Raw genomic sequence first — 25,177 nt, 5'->3', positions numbered from 1 at the left:
TGGAAATCGGTACGACCCAAATACTCCAGCACCGGTTCGATCCGGCCCTCGACCTCGGCCCGGCTCCACCGCACCAGGTCACCGGTCCGATACATCCGCCGACCGGCATCGAACGGACTCGCGACGAAACGGTCCGAACTCAGATCCGGACGGGTCACATAACCCCGCGCCAACTGATCACCCGCGAGATACAACTCACCCGTGACACCCTCGGGAACCGGCCGCAACCGCGAATCCAACACATACACACGGCTGTTCCACTCCGGCACACCGAGGTCGGACCATACAAGTTGTGCACAGCCGCACCCGAAATCGCATGCATCGCCGACACCGTCTCCGGCGGCAACGCCTCACCGATCACGAACACATGCTCCAGGCTGCGGATGGCTTCCGCCCGAGTATGCGCGGCGAACACACCCAGCATCGACGGCACGAAATCGGTGACCGTGACCTGCTGCTCAGCGATCGTGCGCGCCAAATATTCGGTATCCCGGTGACCATCCGGGGACGCCACGAACAGACGCGCACCCGCCGCCAACGGCAGGAAATACCCCCACAAAGACACGTCGAACGTCGTCGCGGTCTTCTGCAGATACACATCGTCTGCGCCCAGCGGGTACTGCGCCAGCATCCACGCGACCTGATTCACGATCGCCGAATGCGAGACGGCCACACCCTTGGGACGACCCGTCGAACCCGATGTGAAGATCACATACGCCAGGTTCGTTCCGCGCAGCGGCTCGCGCCGATCCGCGTCCGACAGCGCCGTATCCGCATAGCCGGCCAGATCGACCTCGTCGACCACCACCACCGGACGCTGCGTGTCGAACGGGTCCGCACTGCTGGTCAGTACACACAGCGGCGCGGCGGTATCGAGCACATAGTCGATGCGCTCGGCCGGATGGTCGAGATCCAGCGGTACATAGGCACCACCCGCGGCGACGACCGCATGGATGGCCACCACCAACTCTACCGACCGGCGCATCGCGATCGCCACCGGTATTTCCGGACCCACCCCGGCCTCGATCAGATGGCGCGCCAGCCGATTGACCCGGCCGGTGAACTCGGCATAGGTGAGCGCCCGGCCCTCGGCGGCAACGGCGATCGCGTCGGGCGTACGCGCAGCCTGCTCGGCGAGCAGGTCCGGCAAGGTGACGCTCGGTACCGCCCGCGCCGAATCGTTCCACTCCTCCAGCATTCGGGAGCGTTCGGCCGCGGTGGTGAGGTCCAGTTCCCACACCGGCGTATCGGTTCCGGCCGCGAGAAAGCGGTCGAAGAACTCCAGGAAACGCGTGTGGTGCCCGTCGGCCTCGGCGGTCGTGTACAGGTTGGGGTTGTACTCGAAGTCGAGATGCAACCGGGCGCCACGCATCGACTGATAGAGGTTGACGCTGAGGTCGCCGATGCTACCGGTGGTCAGCACCTGCAGGGTGCCGACCATGTCACCGAGGACGATCTCGTCGTCGAACAGCATGATGTTGACCAGCGGGCCGAAGGACGTGGTGATCGCGTCCGCGTCGCGGCGGATATCCTCGCTCCGGTAGCGCTGGTGCCGCAGGGCCCCGGCCACTTCCACCTGAACCTGCCGCAGCAGCTCCGCGACCGTGGTGTCGTATCCGACCCGCAACCGCAGTGGAACGATATTCGACAACACGCCGGCCGAGCGGCGCATGGCCGCCGTGACCCGCGCGGTGACGGGCAGGCTCAAGCTCACTTCCCGGGTGCCCGTGCACTGCGCGAGATAGGCGGCGAAGGCGGCGAGCAGTTCCTGGGCCGAGGTGGAATCGCGGCGGGACAGGGCCGCGTCGAGCACGGCCTGCCGGTCCTCGGTCAGCGCCGCGCGGCGCACTCCCTTGCGGGCGGCCGGCGCAGCGGTCCGGCCGGTGAGGCCGGTGCCCGCCTCGGGGTCCGGGACGCGTTCGGCCCAGTACTCTTTGTCCGATTCGAACCGAGTGCTGCCGCGATAGGTGATTTCCTGCTCGTACAGCGTGCCCAGCGACACCGCTTTGGACGCGGCCGGCTCGGTCCCGTTGCGGTAGGCCGTGTAGAGCTCGGCGATCCGGTTCACGGCGGTCATCGCGCCGAAACCGTCGATCGCGATGTGGTGGACGCGCGAATACCAGTACCAGTGCTCGTCGCCCAACTGCAGGGCGTAGGAGACCGACAGCCGGTCCTCGGTCAGCTTCAGGGGACGGCTGTACTCGCTGTGCATCCACTCCTGGGCGGCCGCGACCGGATCGTCGGCATCGCGCAGGTCGATATAGGTGACGCCCTCGTGATCGGCGATCGAGTAGTCCACCCACTGCAGCGGCTCGCCGTCCCGTTCGACGATGCGCAGGAAGGTGGACCCCATCTCGAGGAAGGCATCCAGGACCGCCCGGGTCAGGGTGTCGACATGGAGCTCACCGTGCAGCTCGACGTAATGCGCGATATTGATCGGAACCTGTGGGTCCAAGTGCTGCGCATACCAGATGCCCAGCTGTGCGGGCGACAGGGGGAACAGGCTCCCGTCCGTGGCTGCTGCGCCACTGTCCGTACCGTTCCCGCCGTTGTCCAGCCGGTCCAACCCTAACCTCGCTTCCGGAACGCACGCGTGCGCTTCCCGTCAACACCCGGATTGCGACACGCACCGCCGACAGCGCGGCAACCGCGGTTCCAGGCCCACTTCTCGTTTGCTCAGGCAAAAATGTCCATCGGAGTTATCCGTTTGTGAAGCCGGAGCCGTTACATCGGGCGCCCCGTACCACCCGGCACACCCGGTGCCCCATGCCACCGTGCCATCGCACCCGGGCGTCGACTCCTGATCACCGACCCAATCTACCGAAGCACAGCCGTGTCACCAACCGGGTTCGACGACGGTGCCACCGGTCAGCGGGCGGTTTCCGGGGTCCCCCGGGCGGTCGGGCCGCCCCTTCCTCATCCGCCCAGGTGACTGCGGTCACGCGCCGGGTCGTAGAGGTGCGATTGCGCACAGTCGATGCCGGTCGCCAGCGCCCGTCCGACCAGGATCACCGCCGCCCTGGACAGCCCCGCCGCCTCGGCCCGATCCGCGATATCGGCCAATGTGCCGCGTAACACGATCTGGTCCGGTTGACTCGCGCGATAGACCACCGCGGCCGGGCAGTCCGGGCCGTAGTCCGCGACGAGTTCCAGCGCGAGCTGCCGGATACGGGTGATCGCCAGGTGCAGCACCAGCGTGGCCCGGGTGCGCGCGAACCCCGCCAGCGCTTCGGTCTCCGGCATCGCCGTCGACCGTGCCCGCGTCCGGGTGAGCACCACCGACTGCGCGACCTCGGGAACGGTCAACTCCGTACCCAGCAGCGCCGCCGCGGCGGCGTAGGCGGGGACGCCGGGGGTGATATCCCACGGCACGCCGGCGGCATCGAGCCGGTGCGTCTGTTCGGTCAGGGCGGAGTAGAGAGACGGATCACCCGAACACAACCGGGCCACCTCGTGACCCGCCGCTGTGGCGCGCACCATATGCGCCGTGATCTCGTCCAGGTCGAGCCGCTGGGTATCGATGAGTTCGGTGGCCGGGGCGCAGTGAGCGAGCACCTCGGGATCCAGATATGTGCCCGGGTACAGGCAGACCGGACACCGCCGCAACAATTCCACCGCGCGCACCGTCAGCAGATCCGCGGCGCCGGGCCCGGCTCCGATGAAGTGCACAGTCATGCGTGGAGTGTAGGCACCGGCCGATGCCGGACCGGCCGCCCGTACCCGGCCCGGGCCCGCGCGGCAGCCGCCGGCCGGTGCCGGGCACCGCGTCCCCGGGTGCGGCGCCGACGGGACGCGGGCGAGCCACGGCCGGTCCGACCGCCGCGATCAGCTCCCCACGGCGTCGAAGAAAGCGATGATCTTGGTCGGCTGTACCCGGACCAGGAGTTCACCCGGCACACCGTTACGCCGGCCGAACTCGTCGGCGCGGGCCGTACCCATATAGCGCCCGCCGAGCGCGGTCGCCGACCGCAACAACTCGGCCGGATCCTCGGACAGGGTGACCGTGCCCTGGATCTGCACGGCCGCATAGGGCGGCTCCTCGAGGTCCACCACCATCGCGATCCGGGGGTCGCGCTGCAACGCTTTCCCCTTGGCGGTCTCCTTGCCGGTGTTGAAGACGATCTCGTCGCCGTCGAGCAGGAACCACACCGGCGTCACCAGCGGACGCCCGTCGCTCGCGGTGAACGCCACTTTGGCGGTTCGGGTTCCGTAACTGAGGAATTCACGCACCTTGGGGTCGGAAAGTGAGGCCATACGGATAAGCCTAGGGCGGACGGGTCCATTTCCATCGCCTACGGCCCCGCGGGTCGGGACCGTCGTGCGGCCGGATCGTCCCTGCTCCTCCGCTCCGCCCCTCCCGATGTCACACCCGGGCCGCCCGCGTCGTCGATGCAGTATTCGCCGGGATCGCACCGGCCGGAGAGAAAAGGTTCGTCATGAACGTCGCCTATTACATCGTCGCGGTACTGACTGCCCTGTGGGTCGGGTTCTCGGGTTACTCGCTGTTCGCGAAGAAGCAGTTCGTGGTCGAATCGCTCGAACAGTACGGTGTGCCGCGGTCGTGGTGGAACTGGCTGGCACTGGCCAAGAGCGCCGGGGCGCTGGGATTGCTCGCCGGTTTCGCCGTACCCGTGCTCGGTGTGGCCGCGGCCGTCGGCCTGATCGTCTACTTCCTCGGCGCGACCGCGACCGCACTGCGGGCACGCTCGTACAACACCGCAGTGTTCCCGCTGCTCTATCTCGCTCCGGTAGTCGCCACGCTCGTCCTGCAACTGGCCCGGTGAGACGGCCCACCGCGACCGCACCCGCCGCGTGACCGTGGCGGCGGGTGCGTGACCACGGGTCGGCCGCAGCCGGTCTCGGACGGCGCCACCGCCGGGTCGGGCGCCCCTCGATCAACCTCGCGAAACCGCCGATACCGTGACCGCAGCCGGGTAATACTCCGTGTGGCCCCGCCGCCGGGGCCGGAGCGTGTGAGGAGTCGGCGATGAGTGTGGTGGACAGGTCCGAGAAAGCCGACGGGGCCGCGCCACCGGATCGGTCCGGGTTGCGCCGGGTGGTCGCCGCCTCGATGGCGGGGACCGTGGTCGAGTGGTACGAATTCTTTCTCTACGGCACGGCCGCGACGCTGGTGTTCAGCAAGATCTTCTTCCCCGAGTCCGACAGCGAACTCGACGCGATCCTCAAAGCCTTCCTCACCTATGCCGTGGGTTTCGCGGCCCGCCCGCTCGGCGGGATCGTGTTCGGCCATTTCGGCGACCGCTACGGGCGCAAACGCCTCCTGCAGTTCAGCCTGATCCTGGTGGGTGCGGCGACCTTCCTGATGGGCTGTCTGCCGACCTACGGCCAGATCGGTTACGCGGCGCCGGCGCTGCTGGTGGCGCTGCGGTTCCTACAGGGTTTCGCGGTCGGCGGGGAATGGGGCGGCGCGGTGCTGCTGGTGGCCGAGCACAGCCCGAACCGGAGTCGCGGTTTCTGGGCGAGCTGGCCGCAGGCGGGCGTGCCGGGCGGGAACCTGCTGGCCACCCTGGTGCTGCTGGCCCTCACCGCGACCCTGTCCGACGACGCCTTCCTCTCGTGGGGCTGGCGGATCGCGTTCTGGTTGTCGGCGGTGGTCGTGCTGATCGGCTACTACGTGCGCACCAAGGTGAGCGACGCGCCGATCTTCACCGCCGCGCAACGCGAAGCCGAACAGGTGCGGTCCTCGTCGTTCAGCGCCGTAGAAGTATTGAAACGGTATCCGCGGGGCGTGTTCACCGCGATGGGCCTGCGCTTCGGCGAGAACATCATGTACTACCTGGTCGTCACCTTCACCATCACATATCTGAAGGTGCGCGAGGGTATGGCCACGGACGACATCCTGTGGTGGCTGCTCGCCGCGCACGCGGTGCACTTCGCGGCGATTCCGCTGGCCGGTACCCTGGCCGACCGGATCGGCCGCCGACCGGTCTACCTGGCCGGTACCGTCGCGGCCGGCGCCTGGGGTTTCTTCGCCTTCCCGATGATGGACACGGGCAACGGCTGGATCATCACGGCCGCGATCATGCTCGGCCTGATCGCGCACGCCGGGATGTACGCCCCGCAGCCCGCCGTCATGGCGGAGATGTTCCCGACCAGAATGCGGTACTCCGGGGTGTCGCTGGGCTACCAGGTGACCTCGATCGTCGCCGGTTCGCTGGCCCCGGTGATCGCCGTGAAACTGCTCGAGGTCTTCGATTCGGCGGTACCGATCGCGCTGTATCTCGCGGGCGCGGCCGCGGTGACCGCCGTCGCGGTGCTGGTCGCCCGGGAGACCAAGGGTTTCGATCTGGCCGATATCGATCGGGCCGATGCCGCCCGCGACGCAGCGGCGAGCGTCCGGCGCTGAAACACGGCCGCAAGCAGCCGCTATCGGTCTACCGGCGCGGATCAGGACCTTCCAACGTCCCGTGGCGGGTCCATCTGCCGGAGCTCGGTCCAGCCGCTCCAGCCTCGCTCGGCCAGTAGTTCGGCCAGGCGACGGGCCGGCGGCCAGGTCTCGAACGCCAGTGTGTCCAGGAGTTCGACCAGAGGTGGCTCGATATCGGAGGTGTTGAGATAGTGTTCGCCCCGCGTATCGACTATCTGCGTGATGTAGGCGACCATCTTGTCGGCCAATTCGGCAAGGCTTCGATCATCGGGCCGATCCAGCGCCTCGCCCAGCGTGAGATAGAAATCGATGAGCTGGGGGTCGACCAGCTGTTCCCACTTCCGGGTGATCCACTCCGAGGCCCGTTCCGGCGAGTGCGCGACCAGCGGGATCCAGCCGTCACGTTCGACCTGGACGATCCGCTCGTCGACTCCGAGCGCCCGCAGCCGGTCGAGAAACTCGACCAACTGCGCGGGCAGCACCAGATTGTCCCCGGCAGCGAGGCAGGCGATCCGGCCGCGCAGCCGCTGCCGCTGCCGGATCTCTGCCTGCAACCGCTCGTCGATATCTGCGACCGCCGCCGCGAACTCCGCCGCGCCGGCCTGTAAAAGCTCCCGCACGCGCGCCAGCGGAACCCCGGCCTCGGCGAGGGTACGGATCCGGATCAACTCGACCACAGCGGCGGCGTCGTATCTCCGATAACCGGAGTGGTCCCGCTGCGCCTCTGGCAGCAGTCCTTTCGCGTGGTAGTGCCGCACCGCCCGGACCGTCACCCCGGCGTACGAGGCCACCTCGCCGATGGTAAGCATCGAACCAGTCTGCTGGACCCCGGGCCGGTTACGCATCCGGCCGGCCGGTGATGCCCCGAACGAGCCGGGCGATCTCCTGGGCACGGCTGACGATCAGCCCATGACCTGCGTCGAGCCACGATACGGAAATGTGCGGCCGGTCCTCGACCAGCCGCTCGATACCGGCCCGCCAGTTCTGATTGCGCCACGGCGCGCGCCCTTCGCCGCTGTCGCCGGCCATCGAAGTCGACATGATCATGCTGATCGGAGCGTCGATCTTCCGATACCGGTCGAGGATCGCAGACCGGACGACATCCACCTCGAGATTCAGGTCGAGCGTCTCCTGGGCGGTGAGCACCACCTGACGCGGTGTGCCTTCCAGGCTCTGGGCCCAGGTCGCGAGACTGTCGAACATCGCACGGAATTCCGGCAGGTCGGCCTCGGTGACGAACGGTTCGGGCACCGGATTCGCGCCATCGACGAGAACCAGCTCGGCAGCGGCGCCGGGATGCTCACAGGCATAGTGCACGACCAGGTCCGCGCCCAGCGAGTGGCCCACGAGGACGGGCTGCGCGGGTAGTCCGAGGCGACTCGCCTCCGCCATGACGGCGCAGAAATCGCCCAGGAACGCCTCGAACGAGTACCGGTCGGCGGCCGAGGAGAGACCATGGCCCCGCAGATCGAAGGTCACCACGTCGTGCTCGCGCCGCAGCAGCTCGGTCAGCTCGTGCAGATCGGCCTGTGTCGTGAGGAGTCCGGGGCACAGGACCAGCGGTCGTCCTCGTCCGCCACGGGACATCGCAATCGTGACATCACCGCGGCGGACCGTGAAGTGATCGATTTTCGCAGTCATGCCGACCATGCTCAGAGGTTGACCCTGCGTCAAGGTCAACTGCCGACACCCCGATGCGGTGCGACGCTACCCGTATCCAGCGGGATCCGGCCGGATAGCATTTGCGGGCGACGCTCGGGGTCAGGCGAACAGTTCATCGAGGGTGGTGGCGGTCAGCACCCGAGCCGTCCAGAGACGGACCTGGGTCGGGTCGGCCGAGCGGATACGGTCGGCCACCGCATCGGGCAGTGGCCCGAACTTGGCAGTCAGCAGTTCGAGCAGCGCCTCCACGCGCCCCTCCATACGACCGCGTGCCTCACCGCGTGCCTCACCGCGTGCCTCGCCGCGCGCTTCGATGATTTCTGCTGTGGTCACGATCGCCTCCTTCGCTCGCGGACCGAGCTGTTCGAAGACCGCCGCAAGATCGGCCTCGCCGGTCTCCCCGACGGTCATGATGTAGGTCAGAACGGTCAGGTAATCGCCGAGTGGATCCGGGCCGGTGTCGAGGGCGCGGAGGTCTTCGAGCCAGTCCAGCATATCGTGTCCCAGCCGCCCGTTTCTCGGTGCGATCCGCTGCAGGATCAGGAGAACCCTGGCCTCGGGGGTGAGGTCACGTTCACGTAGGGCAGCGAGGTCCAGGACGGCGATATCGTCCAGCAGGAATTTCAGCCGTGGCAAGTGGGGACCGAGGGCCGCGCGGGCGGCGGAGTCGAGATCGAGCAGGTCGGCGAGTTCGGTGGGGTGCGCCGGCGACCATCGGGTGCCATCGGCGGTGTTGTGCACGACCAACGGAATGATCGCGGGCAGAGTCTTGGCTTTTTCGTTGTCGATCAGGTACTGGCGCCAGATGGCGACCATGTATTCGAGCATGCGGAAGGCCATGAACCGGTCACTGCTGGATTGGTGTTCCATCAGCAGGTACACGTAGGCGGGATGCCCGTCGAGGCGGGTGCGGAACAGCAGGTCGCTGAACCGGTTGCGGAGGTCGGAGTGCACGAAGCTGCCCGGCTGCAACTGTAGAGCGGCCCAGTCCAGGCGGGTGCTGATCGACTCCGGTAGCGCGGCGCGTAGTTCGGAAGCTGCGTTGGCGGGGCGGGACATCACTTTGCGGAAATACGCGTCGTGCGGGTTGGACCGCTGCTCGGTCATGCCGCGACTCTATGGCCAGCGGTCGGCAGGCAACCAATCGGACAAATGCTCGGCACACGAGCCCGTCCCGCAACGCAATTGCTCAGTCCGACAAGGGATCGGTGAGCGCGGCGAGGGCCATCGAGCGCAGCACAGCGCGACTGCGGTCCCGGGCCGGGCCGGCGCTGTGCGGGGTGGAGTTGAGCAGGCCGAACACCGCGTGGGCCTGTACCCGGGCGGTCTCCTCGGTGAGGCCGGGCGTCATCTCGCACAGCACCCCGACCCACACCTCCACATAGCGGCGCTGGGTGCGCCGGATCTCGCGGCGGGCGGGTAGCGGGACATTGTCGAGGTCGCGATCCTGGATGCTGATGAGTTCGGGTTCGCCGAGCGCGAAGTCGAGGTGGAATTCCACCAGCCCGGCCAGCGCCTGCCGGGGTCCGTCCGCGTCGGCGGCGACGGCGCTGCCGCCGTCCAGCAGCCGGCGGCTGATGCCCACCAGCAATTCGACCAGCAGCGCCTCCTTGTTGGGAAAGTGCCGGTACACCGCGGGTCCACTGATCCCGACCGCGGCGCCGAGGTCGTCCAGGCGCATACCGAGGTATCCGCGTTCGGCGATGAGCCGTGCCCCGGCCATGAGCAACTGGCCGCGCCGCTGCTGTTTCAGCAGTTCGCGCCGGGTCGGGGTGGCAGAATCGGCACTGGTCACCGGCACTCCTTTCAGCAGACCTGGACAACTCGGTTAGTCAAGATTAACCTCAATTCCAGTTATCAGAGATTAACTCAGACGTCAGGACGACGCGATGACCCGCACCGCGAGCCCAGTGCCCGCCACCCGGTCCGACTCCGCCAACCGGACCGCGAACCTCGCCCTGGCCGACCAGTTGCGCCGACGTCTCGCCGAGACCGCCCTCGGCGGTCCGGAGAAGGCCCGGCAGCGCCATATCGCCCGCGGCAAACTCCTACCCCGCGACCGGGTGGACCAGCTACTGGACCCCGGTAGCCCGTTCCTGGAGCTGTCCCCGCTGGCCGCCGACGGTATGTACGGCGGCGCCTCCCCCGGTGCCGGCATCATCACCGGGATCGGGCGGGTCTCCGGCCGGGAATGCGTGATCGTGGCCAACGACGCCACGGTCAAGGGCGGCACCTACTACCCGGTCACCGTGAAGAAGCATCTACGCGCCCAGGAAGTGGCGCTGCACAACAACCTGCCGTGTGTGTACCTGGTGGACTCCGGAGGCGCCTACCTGCCCGAACAGGACGAGGTGTTCCCCGACCGCGAACATTTCGGCCGCATCTTCTACAACCAGGCCACCATGAGCGCCCGCGGTATCGCCCAGATCGCCGCGGTCCTGGGGTCGTGCACCGCGGGCGGAGCCTACGTCCCGGCCATGAGCGACGAAGCGGTGATCGTGCGCGATCAGGGCACGATCTTCCTGGGCGGCCCGCCGCTGGTGAAGGCGGCCACCGGTGAAGTGGTGACCGCGGAGGAGCTCGGTGGCGGCGCCCTGCATTCCCGGACTTCCGGGGTCACCGACCATCTGGCCGACGACGACCGCGACGCCCTGCGCACGGTCCGCCGGATCGTGGCGACCCTGGGCCCGCGCCCGGAATCGGTCTGGGAGGTGCGGCCCGCCCGCGAACCCGCCGCCCCCGCCGACGAGCTCTACGACATCGTGCCCGCGGATCTGCGCACTCCCTACGATGTGCGCGAGGTGATCGCCCGCATCGTCGACGCGGACGAGTCCGGCGCCGCCGGGTTCGGTGAGTTCAAGGCGGAGTACGGCACCACACTGGTCACCGGTTTCGCCCGTATCCACGGGCATCCGGTGGGCATCGTGGCCAACAACGGCGTGCTGTTCAGCGAATCCGCCATGAAGGGCGCGCATTTCATCGAACTATGCGACAAACGCGCGATCCCGCTGCTGTTCCTGCAGAACATCACCGGTTTCATGGTCGGCCGTGACTACGAGGCCGGCGGTATCGCCAAACACGGCGCGAAGATGGTGACCGCCGTGGCGTGCGCGCGGGTCCCCAAACTGACCGTCGTGATCGGCGGCTCGTACGGCGCCGGGAACTACTCGATGTGCGGGCGCGCCTATTCGCCGCGTTTCCTGTGGATGTGGCCGAACGCCCGGATCTCGGTGATGGGCGGCGAACAGGCGGCGTCGGTACTGGCCACGGTGCGCGGTGACCAGCTCGACGGGAACGGGCAGCCGTGGAGCGAAACCGACCAGGAGGCGTTCAAGGAACCGATCCGCCAACAGTACGAAGAGCAGGGCAATCCCTATTATTCGACGGCCCGGCTCTGGGACGACGGCGTCATCGACCCCGCCGACACGCGCACCGTGCTCGGGCTGGCGCTCTCGGTGTGCGCGCAGGCGCCGCTGGAACCGGTCTCCTACGGCGTCTTCCGGATGTGATCACCATGCTGAACTCCAATCACCCCCTGCCCTTCGACACGGTGCTGGTGGCCAACCGCGGTGAGATCGCGGTGCGGGTCATCCGGACGCTGCGGGCCATGGGCCTGCGCTCGGTCGCGGTGTACAGCGACGCCGACACCCGGGCCGCGCATGTCCGGGCCGCGGATATCGCGGTGCGGCTGGGTCCGGCCGCCGCCCGGGACAGCTATCTGAACATCGACCGCATTGTCGACGCCGCCCACCGCACCGGGGCAGGCGCGGTCCATCCCGGCTACGGATTCCTCTCCGAGAATGCCGCTTTCGCCGCCGCGCTGCACGCCGCCGGAATCGTCTTCCTGGGCCCGCCCGCCGCGGCGATCGAGATCATGGGTGACAAGATCACCGCGAAGACCACGGTCGCCGCGTCCGGTGTCCCGGTGGTGCCCGGGATCGCCGAACCCGGCCTGACCGACGAGCAGCTGGTCGCGGCGGCCGCCGATATCGGTTTCCCGGTGCTGGTCAAACCGTCCGCGGGGGGTGGCGGCAAAGGGATGCGCCGCGTCGACGAGCCCGCGGCGCTGCCCGCCGCGCTGGTCAGCGCCCGGCGTGAGGCGGCCGCGGCCTTCGGCGACGACACCCTGTTCCTGGAACGGTTCGTCACCCGGCCCCGTCATATCGAGGTGCAGATCCTGGCCGACACCCACGGCACCGTGCTGCATCTCGGCGAACGCGAATGCAGCCTGCAACGCCGGCACCAGAAGGTGATCGAGGAAGCGCCCTCACCCCTGCTCGACCCGGCCACCCGCGCCCGGATCGGGGCCGCCGCCTGCGCCACCGCGCGCAGCGTCGACTATGTGGGCGCGGGCACGGTGGAGTTCATCGTCTCCGCCGACCGGCCCGACGAATTCTTCTTCATGGAGATGAACACCCGCCTGCAGGTGGAGCATCCGGTCACCGAGATGATCACCGGTTTCGACCTGGTGGACTGCCAGGTCCGGATCGCGGCGGGGCAGCGGATCCGGCTGGAACAGGACGATATCCGGCTGCACGGCCATGCCGTCGAGGCCCGGGTGTACGCCGAGGATCCGGCCCGCGATTTCCTGCCCACCGGCGGTACCGTGCTGGATCTGGCGGAACCCGGCGGCCCGGGGGTCCGGGTGGATTCCGGGCTCGCGGTCGGCACGGTGGTGGGCAGCGATTACGACCCGATGCTAGCCAAGGTCGTCGCGCACGGTCCCGACCGGGACTCGGCGCTGGCCACTCTGGACCGGGCACTCGCCGAGACGGTGCTGCTCGGGGTCCGGTCGAATATCGACTTCCTGCGGTTCCTGCTGGCCGACCCGGATGTGGCGGCGGGCCGGCTGGACACCGCGCTGCTGGACCGGCGGGCCGGTGACTTCCGCGCGCCGCCGGTCACCGACGATATCTTCGCGGCCGCGGCCGTGTACCGGTGGCTACGCCGCTGGCCGACAGGTCCGGCGGACCCGTGGGACCGGCCGAACGGCTGGCGGCTCGGGGCGCAGGCACCGATCCGGATCCGGCTGGCGGGCGGGGAGCGGGTGGTGCACGTCGACCTCACCGGTACCCCGGAGGCCGCCGAGGTACGCATCGAAGACGGCGAGCCCGCGCGCGCCGCTGCCGCGCTCGGCCGAGACGAGGCCGCCGCCGGACTGCCCACCGGAACCGTGGTCCACACGGTGACCCTCACGCTCGACGGGATACGCCGCGACTATCGGGTGGCGGAATCCGCGGACGCGATCTGGGTCGCCGGCGCGGCCGGGCCGGCCCTGCTGCGGGAACTGGCGGAGGAGTCGGAGCGCGCGGGCGACGCCGCCGCGCACGACGCCGAGATCCGCAGTCCCATGCCGGGAACGGTGCTCACTGTCACGGCGGAAACCGGGAAACCGGTGGCGGCCGGTGACCCGATTCTGGTGGTCGAGGCCATGAAGATGGAGCATTCGCTGACCGCGCCGCTGGCCGGCACCGTCGAGATACTCGTCGCGGCGGGCGCGCCGGTGCGGTTGGACGAAGTGCTCGCGCGGGTGCATCCGGAACCCGCGCCCGAGGCCGGCGAATCGGCCGATACCGCAGCCGAACCCGCCGCGAGCTGATCCGGCCCGGGTCCCGGCGAATCCACACCGAGAACGAGAAGAGGCACAGGTGACCGATTTCCTGTCCACCGGCACGCTGCCCGAGCACTACCGCGACCTGGCACTGACCGTCCGGGATTTCGCGAACCAGGTGGTCGCTCCCGTGGCGGCGAAACACGATGCCGAGCACAGTTTCCCGTACGAAGTCGTCGCCGGGATGGCGAAGATGGGTCTGTTCGGCTTACCGTTCCCGGAAGAGTACGGCGGGATGGGCGGTGACTATTTCGCCCTCTGCCTGGCCCTCGAGGAACTCGGCAAGATCGACCAGAGCGTGGCCATCACCCTGGAGGCCGGGGTCTCGCTCGGCGCCATGCCGATCTACCGTTTCGGCGACGAGAAACAGAAGCAGGAGTGGCTGCCGCGGCTGGCGAGCGGGCAGAATCTCGGCGCGTTCGGGCTCACCGAGCCGGGCGCGGGCAGCGACGCCGGCGGCACCCGCACCACCGCGGTCGAAGACGGTGACAGCTGGGTGATCAACGGCAACAAACAGTTCATCACCAACTCGGGCACCGATATCACCGCCCTGGTCACGGTGACGGCGGTGACCGGGCAGACCGGAGGCAAGAAGGAGATCTCCACCATCCTGGTGCCCGCGGACACGCCCGGGTTCACCGCCGAACCCGCCTACAACAAAGTCGGCTGGAACGCCTCGGACACCCACCCACTCACCTTCGACGATGTCCGGGTCCCCACGGAGAACCTGCTCGGCGAACGCGGTCGCGGCTACGCCAACTTCCTGCGCATCCTCGACGAGGGCCGGATCGCCATCGCCGCGCTGTCGGTCGGGGCGGCCCAGGGCTGTGTGGACGAATGCGTGCGCTACGCCGGGGAGCGTGAGGCGTTCGGGAAGACGATCGGGAGCAACCAGGCGATCGCGTTCAAGATCGCCCGGATGGAAGCCCGCGCCCATACCGCCCGCACCGCCTACTACGATGCCGCAGCGCTCATGCTGGCCGGGAAACCGTTCAAGAAGCAGGCCTCCATCGCCAAACTGGTGGCCAGTGAAGCGGCCATGGACAACGCGCGCGACGCCACCCAGATCTTCGGCGGCTACGGGTTCATGAACGAATACCCGGTGGCCCGGCACTACCGGGACAGCAAAATCCTCGAAATCGGCGAGGGCACCACCGAAGTACAACTCATGCTGATCGGACGGGAGCTCGGCCTGTGAGCGGCGAAAAGATCACCAAAGACGTCGACCACGACATCTCCGGCCTGAAACGGGTGGTGCAGACCGGTCTGTGGTTCGAGGAGCTGGAGACCGGAGTGCTCTACGAGCACCGTCCCGGCCGCACCATGACCGAAACCGACAACGTCCTGTTCAGCACCCTCACGATGAACACCCAGGGCTTGCACATCGACAAAGCCTTCAGCGATGCCCAGGAGCCGTTCCACGAGCGGCTGGTGAACTCCCTGTTCACCTTGGGCACCATGATCGGGCAGGCGGTGGCGCATCTGACCCAGGGCACCACGGTAGCCAACCTCGGCTTCGAAGAGGTCAAGTTCCCGGCGCCGCTGTTCCACGGCGACACCGTGTACACCGAGACCGTCGTGCTCGACAAGAGGGAATCCAAGAGCCGGCCGGGTCAGGGCGTGGTCACCTTCCGCCACGTCGCCCGCAATCAGCACGGCACCGTGGTCGGGGTGGCCGTCCGCAACGCGCTGATCCGGTTGCGCCCGTCGGAAGAGCGCCCGTGAGCGCCGGCGGCGACAACACCTCGAGGGGGTACCGGCAGTGACCGATCAGTACAGCGCGGACGCCGCCTGGCAATCCGCGGGCCCCGCATGGCTGTTCTGCCCCGCGGATCGCCCCGAGCGCTACCGCAAGGCCGCCGACGCCGCCGATGTGGTGATCCTCGATCTGGAGGACGGTGTCGCCCCCGCCGACAAACCCGCCGCCCGCGTCGCGCTCGTGGAGACCCCGCTCGACCCCGCGACCACCGTGGTGCGGGTGAACCCGGCCGGCACCCCCGACCACGACCTCGACCTGGAAGCCCTGCGGCGCACCGGATACCGGCTGGTCATGCTGCCGAAAACCGAATCCGCCGACCAGGTCACCGGCCTCGGCGGATACCAGGTCTTCGCCCTGATCGAATCCCCTTCGGGCGCCCTGGCAATCCAGGAGATCGCTGCCGCGCCCAATACCCGCGGCGTGATGTGCGGCGTGGAGGACCTGGTCGCCGCCATGGGCGGCATCGGCACCCGCCGCCCCGACGGCAACTACCGCGATGTGGCACGGCACCTGCGCAGCACCGGCCTGCTGGCCGCCAAAGCACACCGGCGCCTCGCCCTGGACATGGTGTACCTGAACATCCGCGATCTCGACGGCCTGCGTGCCGAAGCGGAGGACGCGGTGGCAGTGGGCTTCGATATCAAGGTCGCCATCCATCCCGCCCAGCTCCCGGTCATCCGCGCCGCCTACGCCCCGTCGCCCGCGGAACTGGACTGGGCCCGTGGCGTATTGGCCGCGGCCCCGAACCACCGCGGAGTCTTCGCCTACGACGGCAGAATGGTGGACGCCCCCCTACTCCGTCACGCCGAACAACTCCTCCAGCGCAGCGTCGAATGAACCCCGGCCCTCTTCAGGAAGTCGGCATCCGCGGCCGGGCCGCCCCGGTTCTGGAGCGACAGAGCGAAGACGCGCAGCGACCGAGTGCGTGCAGTCCACAGTCCATGGATCGGTGACCATTGAGCACTTACAGTGATGTGAGCCTCCCCAGGCCGGTCGAGGCGCGCGACAGCATGCACCTTCTGCCTACTCCGGATGGTCTACCTCCATGGTCGGGGTCACAGGGCCCCGACCCGCGCGCCGGAGGCGCGCAAATAAACACAGAAGGGTCCTTTGCCGGTGGAACCTCAGTGGGTACCGACCGAACGGGATATCGCCGATGCCCGGGTCACCGATTTCGCCCGCTTCGTGGCCGCGCGTTCCGGTGCGGAACTGCCCGACTACCACACGCTCTGGCGCTGGTCGGTGGACAATCTGGCCGAGTTCTGGCTGGCGGTGTGGGAATACTTCGAGCTCGGGCCCGTCGCCGGTGAAGTACTGCCCTGTCCGGAGATGCCCGGGACGCGCTGGTTTCCCGGGACGACGCTGAACTATGTGGATCGGGTGGTCGCGCAGGCGCGGACCGACCGGCCGGCGATCCTGCAGGTCACCGAGGACAGCGCGGACGTGGTCGCGACGTCGTGGGCGGAGTTGCTGGCCGGAGTGGCCGCGTTCGCCCGGACCCTGCGCGGCCTCGGTGTCCGGCCCGGCGACCGGGTGGTCGGCTATCTGCCGAATATCGCCGAAACGGTGGTGGCGTTCCTGGGTACCGCGGCCGTGGGCGCGGTGTGGAGCGCCTGCGGGCAGGACTATTCGGCCAAAGCCGCGCTGGATCGGCTGGGCCAGCTGGAGCCCGTGGTCCTGGTGACCGCGGACGGGTACCGCTACGGCGGGAAGACCCATGACAAGAGCGCGGATATCGCCGCCTTGCGAGCCGGTCTGGGGACCGTGCGCGCCACCGTGGTGGTGTCGCGACTGGGTATCGAAATTCCCGACAGCACACCGTGGTCGGCCGCAGTCGATCCGTCCGGCGGCGAACCGCTCCCGGAAACCGAAACCGTCGATTTCGCGCATCCGCTGTGGATCGTGTTCTCCTCCGGTACCACCGGACTGCCCAAGGGCATCGTGCACGGTCACGGCGGGGTGGTGCTCGAACATCTCAAAGCCGTCGCGCTGCAATCGGATATCGGTCCGGAGGACACCTTCTTCTGGTACACCAGCCCGAGCTGGATGATGTGGAACTTCCAGGTCGCCGGGCTGCTCGCCGGGGCGACCATCGTCTGCTACGACGGCAGCCCGGCCCATCCCCGGCCGGACACGCTCTGGGAAATCACCGCCCGCACCCGCGCTACCGTGCTGGGTACCAGTCCCGGTTATGTGCTGGGCTGTATGAAGGCGGGTGCGGTACCACGGACCGATCACGATCTGTCCGCCCTGCGGCTGATCGGTATCACCGGTTCGTCCCTGCCGCCGGCGTCGGCGCTGTGGCTGCGCGACAACGCCGGGAGCATTCCGGTGGCCTCGATCAGCGGCGGCACCGATGTCGTCTCGGCGTTCGCCGGCGGGGCGCCCACTGTGCCGGTCTGGCCGGGGGAACTGTCGGCGCCCTATCTGGGGGTCGCTCTCGACGCCTACGACGAGGTCGGGCAGCCGGTTCGCGGCGAGGTGGGCGAGCTGGTGATCACCGCCCCCATGCCGTCCATGCCGATCCGTTTCTGGCGCGACCCCGACGGCGCCCGCTACCACGACGCCTATTTCGACGCCTACCCCGGCGTGTGGCGGCACGGCGACTGGATCACCCTCACCGGGCGCGGCAGCGTGGTCGTGCACGGCCGCTCCGATTCCACCCTCAACCGGCACGGTATCCGGATGGGCAGCGCCGATATCTATCAGGCGGTCGAGCGGCTTCCGGAGGTGGCCGAAGCGCTGGTCATCGGCGCCGAACAACCCGAGGGCGGGTACTGGATGCCGCTGTTCGTGGTCCTGGCTCCCGGCGCCGAACTCACCGACGAACTGCGCGGCCGCATCAACGAGGTGATCCGCACCGAGGTCTCGCCGCGACATGTTCCCGACGAGATCCTCCTCGCCCCGGCGGTCCCGCACACCCGGACCGGCAAGAAACTCGAGGTCCCGATCAAACGCCTGTTCCAGGGCGCCGACCCGGCCCGCGTGGTGGAGCGCAGCGCCGTCGACGATCCCGCCCTGCTCGACTGGTACTCCGGGATCCGCCCACCGGCCCAGCGCTGACCCGCCGGCGCGGGAGCGGTCCGGTACACCGAAGCACCGAACGGACGCGCTTCGTACCAGGCCCCGAGACCTACGGACAGGGCTCGGACACGGCCGCCACCGTGCCTGGTCCGCTGCGAACCCCCGGCCGTATCGGCCGACCGCAGATGATCGGTTACGGGCAGGGCGCGGGAACGACCGTTGGCCGGGGCCGAGTCCGGGGTCGGGTACCGGGATGGGAGATGGTCACGTGGTCGGCTGATCGGTGGATGCCAGGCCGAGGATGCCGGTGAGGTCGCGGAGGCATTCTTCGTAGACCGGTTCGAGGTCGGAGTAGGCGAAGTCGAGCTGGTGCAGCACCTCCATACACAGCAGGCCGTACAGCCGGATCCAGCAGGACAGGAAGACGTGCGCGGCCTCGGGCGGCAACTGGTCGCCGATTGTGGCCGAGTAGGCGATCAGCTGCTCGCGTAACGACTCGGGCAGCTCCGCCGGGTCGGGTACCGGGAACGGGCGCGTCTGCCAGAGTTCGATCGTCAGGTCCAGCAGCACTCGTTCGAACCGCTGCCCGGCCCTGTGGCGCTCGGAATCCGGTCGCCGGTTCAGCGGAGTGATCGGGGCCGCGAAGATCCAGCCGAACTCGGCCGGGTGGGTGATCGCCCAAGTACGCATGGCGCGGCAGACCGCCAGTATGCGGTCACCGACAGGCGCCTGGGCGCGAACGTCACGAACCTGTTCCATTGCGATGGCCAGCTCGTCGAAGAAGTCCGCGGTCACCGCGCCGACCAAGGCGTCGAGGCCGGCGTAGTAGTGATAGAGAGCCGGCCCGCTCATCCCGACCTCACGGGCTACCGCGTTGATGGACACCGCGGACGGCCCCCGCTCCACCAGCAGTGTGCGTACTGCCTCGTGGATTTCCTTCACAGTGGCTTTGCGTAGCCGCTCACGCCTGCCGCCCGTCTGCGTCGACATCGTCACCCTTCTGCTGGTTCGGCACACTCGTTGACATCCTAGAGCATCTATGTTTTCTTAATGTCTCTAAAATTACTTAGAGACTCTAGGAGATGGCATGAAACGTTGGTGGTGGGTGCTTCCGGCGGGTGCGCTGGTCACAACGGCGGTGTGGTGGCGACAGTCCAGATCCGCAAGGACGCGTGGCGGTATCGGGTCGGCCTGCGATCATGGGGGCCGGCGATGAAGGCGCTCGTGGTGGGCGGCGGTATCGGCGGGCTGGCGGTGGCGGTGGCATTCCACCAGCGTGGGTGGCAGGTCGAGGTGCTCGAGCGTGCGCCGGAGATCACCGAAATCGGTGCGGGACTGTCGATTCAACCGAACGGGCTGCGCGCGCTGGATACGCTCGGGCTCGGCGACCGCCTGCGCACCGGCGGGCCGGCCGGCCCGCCGCAGGGTATCCGACGTGTCGATGGCACCTGGTTGATCCGCAACGACATCGAAGAACTCCAACGGCGCTTCGGTCCATGGGCGATCGTGCATCGGGCCGCACTGGTAAACATCCTGCGCGGAGCCCTACCCGCGCAGGCCCTGAGACCGGGAACCACCGTGCGACAAGTACTGCCCGACGGCACAGTCCACCACGACGGCGGAACCGACACCGCGGATCTCGTGATCGGCGCCGACGGCGTGCACAGCGTGACCCGGGGCTCCATCCGGCCGCACGCCGCCGGGCCACGCTACGTGGGATACACCACCTGGCGCCTGCTCACCGCGCCTCAGCCTGTCGAGGGCAGCGTCGAGATCTGGGGTCGGGGCGAACGAGCCGGCTACGTTCCGATGCCCGACGGCCGTATCTACTGCTATCTGATGGCCAACGCCCCGGCCGGATCCCGCGCCGGGCTGGATCGACTCCGCGAGCGATTCGCGGGCTGGCACGATCCCGTCCCGGCGCTACTCGATGCCGCGCACCCGGATGCCGTCCTGCAGCACGACACCTACGAGCTACCGAATCTGCGTACGTACGTCCGCGGGAAGGTCGCGGTCCTCGGGGACGCGGCACATGCCATGGCACCCAACCTCGGACAGGGTGCCTGCCAGGCACTCGAGGATGCAGTCACGCTCGCCGCGGCCGTGGACACCCGCGGCATCGATGCGGGGTTGGCGGATTACGACCGCCTCCGCAGGCCACGTACCCAGATGATCGCCCGGCTCTCCCGCCGGGTCGGCGCCCCCGCGCATTGGGACTCACCACTGGCGACCCGGCTCCGCGACACCGCGCTTCCGCTCCTGCCCAGCACACTGCTCGGCCGTTCGATAACGCCCGCCTACTCCTGGGCACTCTGACCTGCCCGACGGACCCGGCCCGACCCGAGAGACGAGGGTCCGGATCGATGCCCTTCCCCGCGCGTGGTCGCCGCTGTAGCGGTGATCACGAGGGTGGGCGGCATAAATGCGCCCCGGCCCGGTAGGTCCCGGCTAGCCTGGTCGCAGTTGCTGTATCCGCACGTTCGCTGCCGTTCCACCAGTACGCACCCAGTCGCTCGGCCCGGAGAGGACAGGCGCATGAAGGCACTGCAATACGTGACCGTCGGGGCAGAACCGGAGGTCCGCGAGATCCCCACCCCCGAACCCGGCCCCGGCGAGGTACTGCTGCGGGTGACCGCGGCGGGGGTCTGCCATTCCGACGATTTCGTCATGAACAACCCGCCGGAACAGTTCGGTATCGAACTGCCCCTGACCCTGGGGCACGAGGGCGCCGGGCAGGTCACCGCCCTGGGCGAGGGGGTGCGCGGTATCGATATCGGCACGAATGTCGTGGTCTACGGCCCTTGGGGCTGCGGAAACTGCTGGTTCTGCGCCCAGGGCCAGGAGAACTACTGTTCCCGGGCCGCCGAACTGGGCATCATGCCGCCGGGACTCGGCTCACCGGGCGCCATCGCCGAATACCTGATTGTCGATTCACCCCGCCATCTGGTGCCGATCGGCGACCTCGACCCGGTGGCGACCGTACCGCTCACCGATGCCGGCCTGACCCCGTATCACGCGATCAAACGGTCGCTGGACAAGATCCGCCCCGGTTCGTGGACGGTGGTGATCGGCAGTGGCGGTCTCGGCCACGTGGCCATCCAGCTGCTGCGGTATCTGTCCTCCACACGCATCATCGCCCTCGACGTGAACGACGAGAAACTCGAATTCGCCAGGTCGGTGGGTGCGCACGAGGCGGTGCTCTCCGATGACCGGGCCGCCGGCAACGTCCGCAGGATCACCGGGCCGGCCGGGGCGAGCCTGGTCCTGGATTTCGTCGGCTTCCAGCCGACCATCGATACCGCCATGGCGGTGGCCGGGGTGGATTCCGATGTGACCATCGTCGGTATCGGCGACGGAAAGTCCGCCGCCCGGGTCGGATTCGGCATCAGCCCGTACGAAGCGACCGCGACCTCACCGTACTGGGGGGCCAGGGCCGAACTGATCGAACTGATCGATCTCGCGCACGCCGGAGTCCTGGATATCGCGACCGAACGGTTCAGCCTCGACGAGGCCCCCGAGGCGTATCGCCGGCTCGCCGCCGGAACGCTGCGCGGCCGGGCGGTCGTCGTTCCCTGACGTCCGCCCCGGGCCACAGGCCGGGAATTCCGGCCGGCGCCCGATACGGGACCGAGTGCGCACTGGTCGAAATCTCCCGGCCCGATCCGATGAGCGGCACACCGGCACACACCCGATAGTGGAGGGCGGAGATACCGGCGGACGCCCTTCCCGCCCAGCGGGAGCGGTCCCGGTCACGGCCCGGTGACCGGGAGAAACACCGGCGCGGGAGATTCGGCGCACCTAGCGTCACCCGCATGGATGCGGTATGTGCCGGAGGCGCCCGATGAAGCGCCTGCAGGACCGGGTAGCGGTGGTGACAGGGGCAGCGGGCGGGATGGGCCGCGCCCATTGCCGCCGGCTGGCCGAGGAGGGCGCCGATATCGTCGCGCTCGACCTCGCGGAGAGCGCGGCCGACCTGGTCGCGGTGGCCGGGGAGGTGGAGGATCTCGGCCGCCGGTGCGTCACCGGTTTCGCCGATGTCCGTGACCCGCTGGCGGTCGAGGAAGCCGTGAACACCGGAGTGACGCAGCTGGGCCGGCTGGATGTGGTCGTCGCCAATGCCGGCGTCTACGCGGATCTGGCGCCGACCTGGGAACTGTCCGACGACGCCTGGCAGCGCGCCCTCGATATCAATCTCACCGGAGTCTGGCACACCGTCCGGGCGGGGGCCGCCCACCTCGACACGGGCGCTTCGATCGTGATCGTCGGGTCGACGAACGGCCTCAAAGGCGGGGCTTCGGCCGCCCACTATTCGGCGAGTAAACACGCGGTGGTGGGACTGGCGCGGACACTGGCCAACGAGCTCGGCCCGCAGGGCATCCGGGTAAACACCGTGCATCCGGGATCGGTGGCGACGCCGATGATCCTGAACGACGACGTGTACGCGAAATTGCTGCCCGGGATGGCGGATCCGACCCGCGACGACGCGGCGCGCGTTCTCGCGGAACGGACGATCCTGCCGGTGCCCTGGGTAGAGCCGGTCGATATCAGCAATGCGGTGTTGTTCCTCGCGTCCGACGAGTCCCGGTACATCACCGGCACCCAGCTCGTCGTGGACGCCGGACTTACTCAGAAGGTGTGAGATGGGACGGGTTTCGGGCAAGGTAGCGCTGGTCACCGGCGCGGCACGGGGTATCGGGCGGGCCCAGGCGGTCCGGCTGGCCGAGGAGGGCGCCGATATCGTCGCGCTGGATCTCTGCGGCCCGGTGGAGACGGTGGTCATCCCACCGGCGACGCCGGAAGACCTCGAGCAGACCGTGCGGGCTGTCGAGAAGACCGGGGCGCGGGTCGTGGCCGCCACTGCCGATGTCCGCGACGGCGCGGCGCTGCGGGCGGCGGCCGACCGGGCCGTGGACGAACTCGGCGGTCTGGACGTGGTGTGCGCGACGGCCGGGATCACCTCCAGCGCGCCCGGGCTGCAGCTGACCGAGGAACAGTGGCGGACGATGCTGGACGTCAACCTGACCGGCGTATGGCAGACCTGCAAGGCGACCGCCCCGCATCTCATCGCCCGCGGCGGCGGGTCGATGATCCTCACCAGTTCGATCGCCGGACTGCGTGGACTGGTCGGGGTCGCGCACTACACGGCGGCCAAACACGGTGTGGTGGGGTTGATGCGGTCGCTGGCGCAGGAGCTGGCGCCGCACGGAATCCGGGTGAACTCGGTGCACCCGACCAATGTGGATACCCCGATGATCCAGAACGATATGGTCCGCCGGTCGTTCCGCCCCGACCGGGAGAACCCCACCCGCGAAGAATTCGCGGAGGCCGCGCGGACCATGAACATGCTGCCGATCCCATGGGTGGAGCCGGTCGATATCGCGAACGCATCCCTGTTCCTGGCCTCGGAGGAGGCCCGCTACATCACCGCGGTGACCCTGCCGGTCGACGCGGGCAGCACCCAGCGGTAGAGGTAGCCCGGCTCGGAACCCTGGGCCGACGTTCGTGCGCGCGGGTTCGAAAACCATTTTGCGCGTGGTTGCTCATTGCGTATACCAGTTCGATGCGCATCGGAATCGTGGGTTTGTCGCGGGGTCTGTACATGGCCGAGTGGGCACATCGGCTCGGGATCGAGGTGAGCGCGGTGTGTGATCGTGACTCCGAACGGCTGGCCGCCGCGCACGCGAGATTTCCGACGGCCCGCGCGACAGGGCACTGGGCGGATTTCTTCGACGCCGGTCTCGACGGGGTCGTGCTCGCCAATGATTTCGACGCACACGCGGCGTTGTCCATTGCCTTTCTGGATCGCGGGATCCATGTGCTGTCGGAGACGGCGGCCTGCGTATCGGAGGAGGAAGGGCGCCGGCTGATCGCTGCGGCCGAGCGGTCCACGGCCACCTATTCGTTCGCGGAGAACTACGTGTTCCATCCACACACTCGGTTGCTCCGGGAGTCGGTGGACTCCGGCGAACTGGGCGGCATCACACTGGTGGAAGCAGACTATCTGCACAGCTTGTCGCCCGCGGACACCGCCGCGCTCATCGGCGATCCGGCTCATTGGCGTGGTCGCATCCCGCCGACCGCCTACTGCACCCACACCGTATCGCCCCTGCTGGAGCTCACCGGAGCACGGCCGCTCGAGGTCAGCGCCTTCCCGGTTGGTCCGGGTGACGGTCGTCCCGCCGCCGTCGTACTGGCCATCCGATTCTCCGACGGCGTTCTGGCCCTTGCCCGCCACGGGTTCCTGGCCGGGGAGGCCGGCAGCCACTGGAGCTGGATCTCGGTGCGGGGCGGCCACGGCCTGGCCGAGTCCCTTCGCGCCCCTGGCGAAGACGCCTGGTCGGTGCGAGTGCGCGAGGAGGGCTGGGCTCGAGCCGACGGGCAGACACGTGAGGAGGTCCGCGTACCCGGTCCCTATCTTGTGAACGACGAACCGATCGACCGGATGGCCGAGGGCACCGTGGCGATACTGGAGGGATTCCGTGCCACGGTGGAACACGGCACGCCCCCGCTCATTCCGGTGCGTCACGCCGTCGCGGCATCACTGGTCGGCGTGGCCGGTGCGCAATCGCTGGCGAAGGGTTCCGGGCCCGTTCTCGTTGCCGATGTGTCCGGCTAGAGCCGCCGCGGACCCCTGGCAGCACGCCTGCGTGGATGCGCAGCTCCCACGTTTCCGGCGAGAGCCGGGGGTCCGGACACATCCCGAGAAAGGCCACACCGAGGAGTACCGGATACC

General features: G+C 68.6%; 20 protein-coding genes and 1 pseudogene. 13 read left to right on the top strand and 8 right to left on the bottom strand.

Features of this window, described 5'->3' with window-relative positions:
• From IG75_RS0133320 to IG75_RS0133310, 3 genes and pseudogenes are all read right to left on the bottom strand, one after another.
• Positions 1–2,566, bottom strand: a pseudogene (locus IG75_RS0133320) (amino acid adenylation domain-containing protein); the annotation flags it as partial.
• Between the two features lie 350 nt (positions 2,567–2,916).
• Positions 2,917–3,675 carry a precorrin-4 C(11)-methyltransferase gene (gene cobM / locus IG75_RS0133315; protein ID WP_030525328.1) on the bottom strand — a complete coding sequence of 253 codons (759 nt, stop codon included), beginning with the start codon at positions 3,673–3,675 and terminating at the stop codon, positions 2,917–2,919.
• A gap of 150 nt (positions 3,676–3,825) precedes the next feature.
• A complete protein-coding gene (locus IG75_RS0133310) occupies positions 3,826–4,254 on the bottom strand; it encodes a PPOX class F420-dependent oxidoreductase (RefSeq protein WP_030525327.1) in 429 nt (142 codons plus the stop codon).
• A 182-nt stretch (positions 4,255–4,436) separates the two neighbouring features.
• On the opposite strand from IG75_RS0133310, the gene IG75_RS0133305 reads away from it, so the two are divergent.
• Together IG75_RS0133305 and IG75_RS0133300 are read left to right on the top strand one after the other, a co-directional pair.
• Complete coding sequence (locus IG75_RS0133305; protein WP_030525326.1) at positions 4,437–4,784, top strand: DoxX family protein; 348 nt, start codon at positions 4,437–4,439, stop codon at positions 4,782–4,784.
• Positions 4,785–4,987: 203 nt separating this feature from the next.
• Positions 4,988–6,367: an MFS transporter gene (locus IG75_RS0133300; RefSeq protein WP_051715442.1), complete on the top strand. Its 1,380-nt coding sequence runs from the start codon at positions 4,988–4,990 to the stop codon at positions 6,365–6,367.
• A gap of 41 nt (positions 6,368–6,408) precedes the next feature.
• Here IG75_RS0133300 and IG75_RS0133295 read toward each other — a convergent pair whose 3' ends face one another.
• The 4 genes from IG75_RS0133295 to IG75_RS0133280 all read right to left on the bottom strand — a co-directional run bounded on the left by IG75_RS0133295 (position 6,409) and on the right by IG75_RS0133280 (position 9,845).
• Complete coding sequence (locus IG75_RS0133295) at positions 6,409–7,197, bottom strand: MerR family transcriptional regulator (RefSeq protein WP_030525324.1); 789 nt, start codon at positions 7,195–7,197, stop codon at positions 6,409–6,411.
• Between the two features lie 28 nt (positions 7,198–7,225).
• Positions 7,226–8,029 carry an alpha/beta fold hydrolase gene (locus IG75_RS0133290; protein ID WP_245713422.1) on the bottom strand — a complete coding sequence of 268 codons (804 nt, stop codon included), beginning with the start codon at positions 8,027–8,029 and terminating at the stop codon, positions 7,226–7,228.
• A gap of 120 nt (positions 8,030–8,149) precedes the next feature.
• The gene (locus tag IG75_RS0133285; RefSeq protein ID WP_030525322.1) at positions 8,150–9,157 is read right to left on the bottom strand and encodes an Rpn family recombination-promoting nuclease/putative transposase; all 1,008 of its coding nucleotides are present in this window, start codon (positions 9,155–9,157) and stop codon (positions 8,150–8,152) included.
• A gap of 82 nt (positions 9,158–9,239) precedes the next feature.
• Positions 9,240–9,845, bottom strand: a complete 606-nt coding sequence (locus IG75_RS0133280) for an SACE_7040 family transcriptional regulator (protein WP_030525321.1) — start codon at positions 9,843–9,845, stop codon at positions 9,240–9,242.
• Between the two features lie 94 nt (positions 9,846–9,939).
• Here IG75_RS0133280 and IG75_RS0133275 point away from each other — a divergent pair, with 94 nt between their 5' ends.
• The 6 genes from IG75_RS0133275 (at position 9,940) to IG75_RS0133250 (ending at position 18,483) form a co-directional block, all read left to right on the top strand.
• Positions 9,940–11,559, top strand: a complete 1,620-nt coding sequence (locus tag IG75_RS0133275) for a carboxyl transferase domain-containing protein (protein ID WP_036515821.1) — start codon at positions 9,940–9,942, stop codon at positions 11,557–11,559.
• Positions 11,560–11,564: 5 nt separating this feature from the next.
• Entirely contained in the window at positions 11,565–13,649 is a 2,085-nt protein-coding gene (locus IG75_RS0133270; protein ID WP_030525319.1) for an acetyl/propionyl/methylcrotonyl-CoA carboxylase subunit alpha, read from the top strand.
• 49 nt (positions 13,650–13,698) lie between these two features.
• The gene (locus tag IG75_RS0133265) at positions 13,699–14,859 is read left to right on the top strand and encodes an acyl-CoA dehydrogenase family protein (RefSeq protein WP_030525318.1); all 1,161 of its coding nucleotides are present in this window, start codon (positions 13,699–13,701) and stop codon (positions 14,857–14,859) included.
• A complete protein-coding gene (locus IG75_RS0133260) occupies positions 14,856–15,386 on the top strand; it encodes a MaoC family dehydratase (RefSeq protein WP_373863785.1) in 531 nt (176 codons plus the stop codon). The genes IG75_RS0133265 and IG75_RS0133260 overlap by 4 nt, the downstream gene beginning before the upstream one ends.
• Before the next feature lie 37 nt (positions 15,387–15,423).
• The gene (locus IG75_RS0133255) at positions 15,424–16,257 is read left to right on the top strand and encodes an HpcH/HpaI aldolase/citrate lyase family protein (RefSeq protein ID WP_030525316.1); all 834 of its coding nucleotides are present in this window, start codon (positions 15,424–15,426) and stop codon (positions 16,255–16,257) included.
• 279 nt (positions 16,258–16,536) lie between these two features.
• Complete coding sequence (locus IG75_RS0133250; protein ID WP_030525315.1) at positions 16,537–18,483, top strand: acetoacetate--CoA ligase; 1,947 nt, start codon at positions 16,537–16,539, stop codon at positions 18,481–18,483.
• A gap of 225 nt (positions 18,484–18,708) precedes the next feature.
• Here the strand turns inward: IG75_RS0133250 and IG75_RS0133245 are convergent, their stop codons facing one another.
• Positions 18,709–19,434 (bottom strand): TetR/AcrR family transcriptional regulator, encoded by a 726-nt coding sequence (locus IG75_RS0133245; protein WP_030525314.1) that lies wholly within the window; start codon positions 19,432–19,434, stop codon positions 18,709–18,711.
• A gap of 150 nt (positions 19,435–19,584) precedes the next feature.
• On the opposite strand from IG75_RS0133245, the gene IG75_RS0133240 reads away from it, so the two are divergent.
• From IG75_RS0133240 to IG75_RS0133220, 5 genes are all read left to right on the top strand, one after another.
• On the top strand, positions 19,585–20,760 hold the full coding sequence (locus tag IG75_RS0133240; protein WP_245713421.1) for an FAD-dependent monooxygenase: 1,176 nt from the start codon (positions 19,585–19,587) through the stop codon (positions 20,758–20,760).
• A gap of 219 nt (positions 20,761–20,979) precedes the next feature.
• The gene (locus IG75_RS0133235; RefSeq protein ID WP_030525312.1) at positions 20,980–22,020 is read left to right on the top strand and encodes an NAD(P)-dependent alcohol dehydrogenase; all 1,041 of its coding nucleotides are present in this window, start codon (positions 20,980–20,982) and stop codon (positions 22,018–22,020) included.
• Between the two features lie 265 nt (positions 22,021–22,285).
• Positions 22,286–23,083, top strand: a complete 798-nt coding sequence (locus IG75_RS0133230) for a mycofactocin-coupled SDR family oxidoreductase (RefSeq protein ID WP_030525311.1) — start codon at positions 22,286–22,288, stop codon at positions 23,081–23,083.
• A gap of 1 nt (position 23,084) precedes the next feature.
• Positions 23,085–23,912 (top strand): mycofactocin-coupled SDR family oxidoreductase, encoded by an 828-nt coding sequence (locus tag IG75_RS0133225; RefSeq protein WP_030525310.1) that lies wholly within the window; start codon positions 23,085–23,087, stop codon positions 23,910–23,912.
• 92 nt (positions 23,913–24,004) lie between these two features.
• Positions 24,005–25,060 carry a Gfo/Idh/MocA family protein gene (locus IG75_RS0133220; protein WP_030525309.1) on the top strand — a complete coding sequence of 352 codons (1,056 nt, stop codon included), beginning with the start codon at positions 24,005–24,007 and terminating at the stop codon, positions 25,058–25,060.
• The last annotated feature ends 117 nt before the right edge of the window (positions 25,061–25,177 follow it).

It is taken from the genome of Nocardia rhamnosiphila NBRC 108938 (assembly GCF_000720425.1).
Lineage (GTDB): Bacteria > Actinomycetota > Actinomycetes > Mycobacteriales > Mycobacteriaceae > Nocardia > Nocardia rhamnosiphila.
Note: the sequence above shows the minus strand (reverse complement) of the source record. Positions and strands in the feature narration are given on the sequence as shown.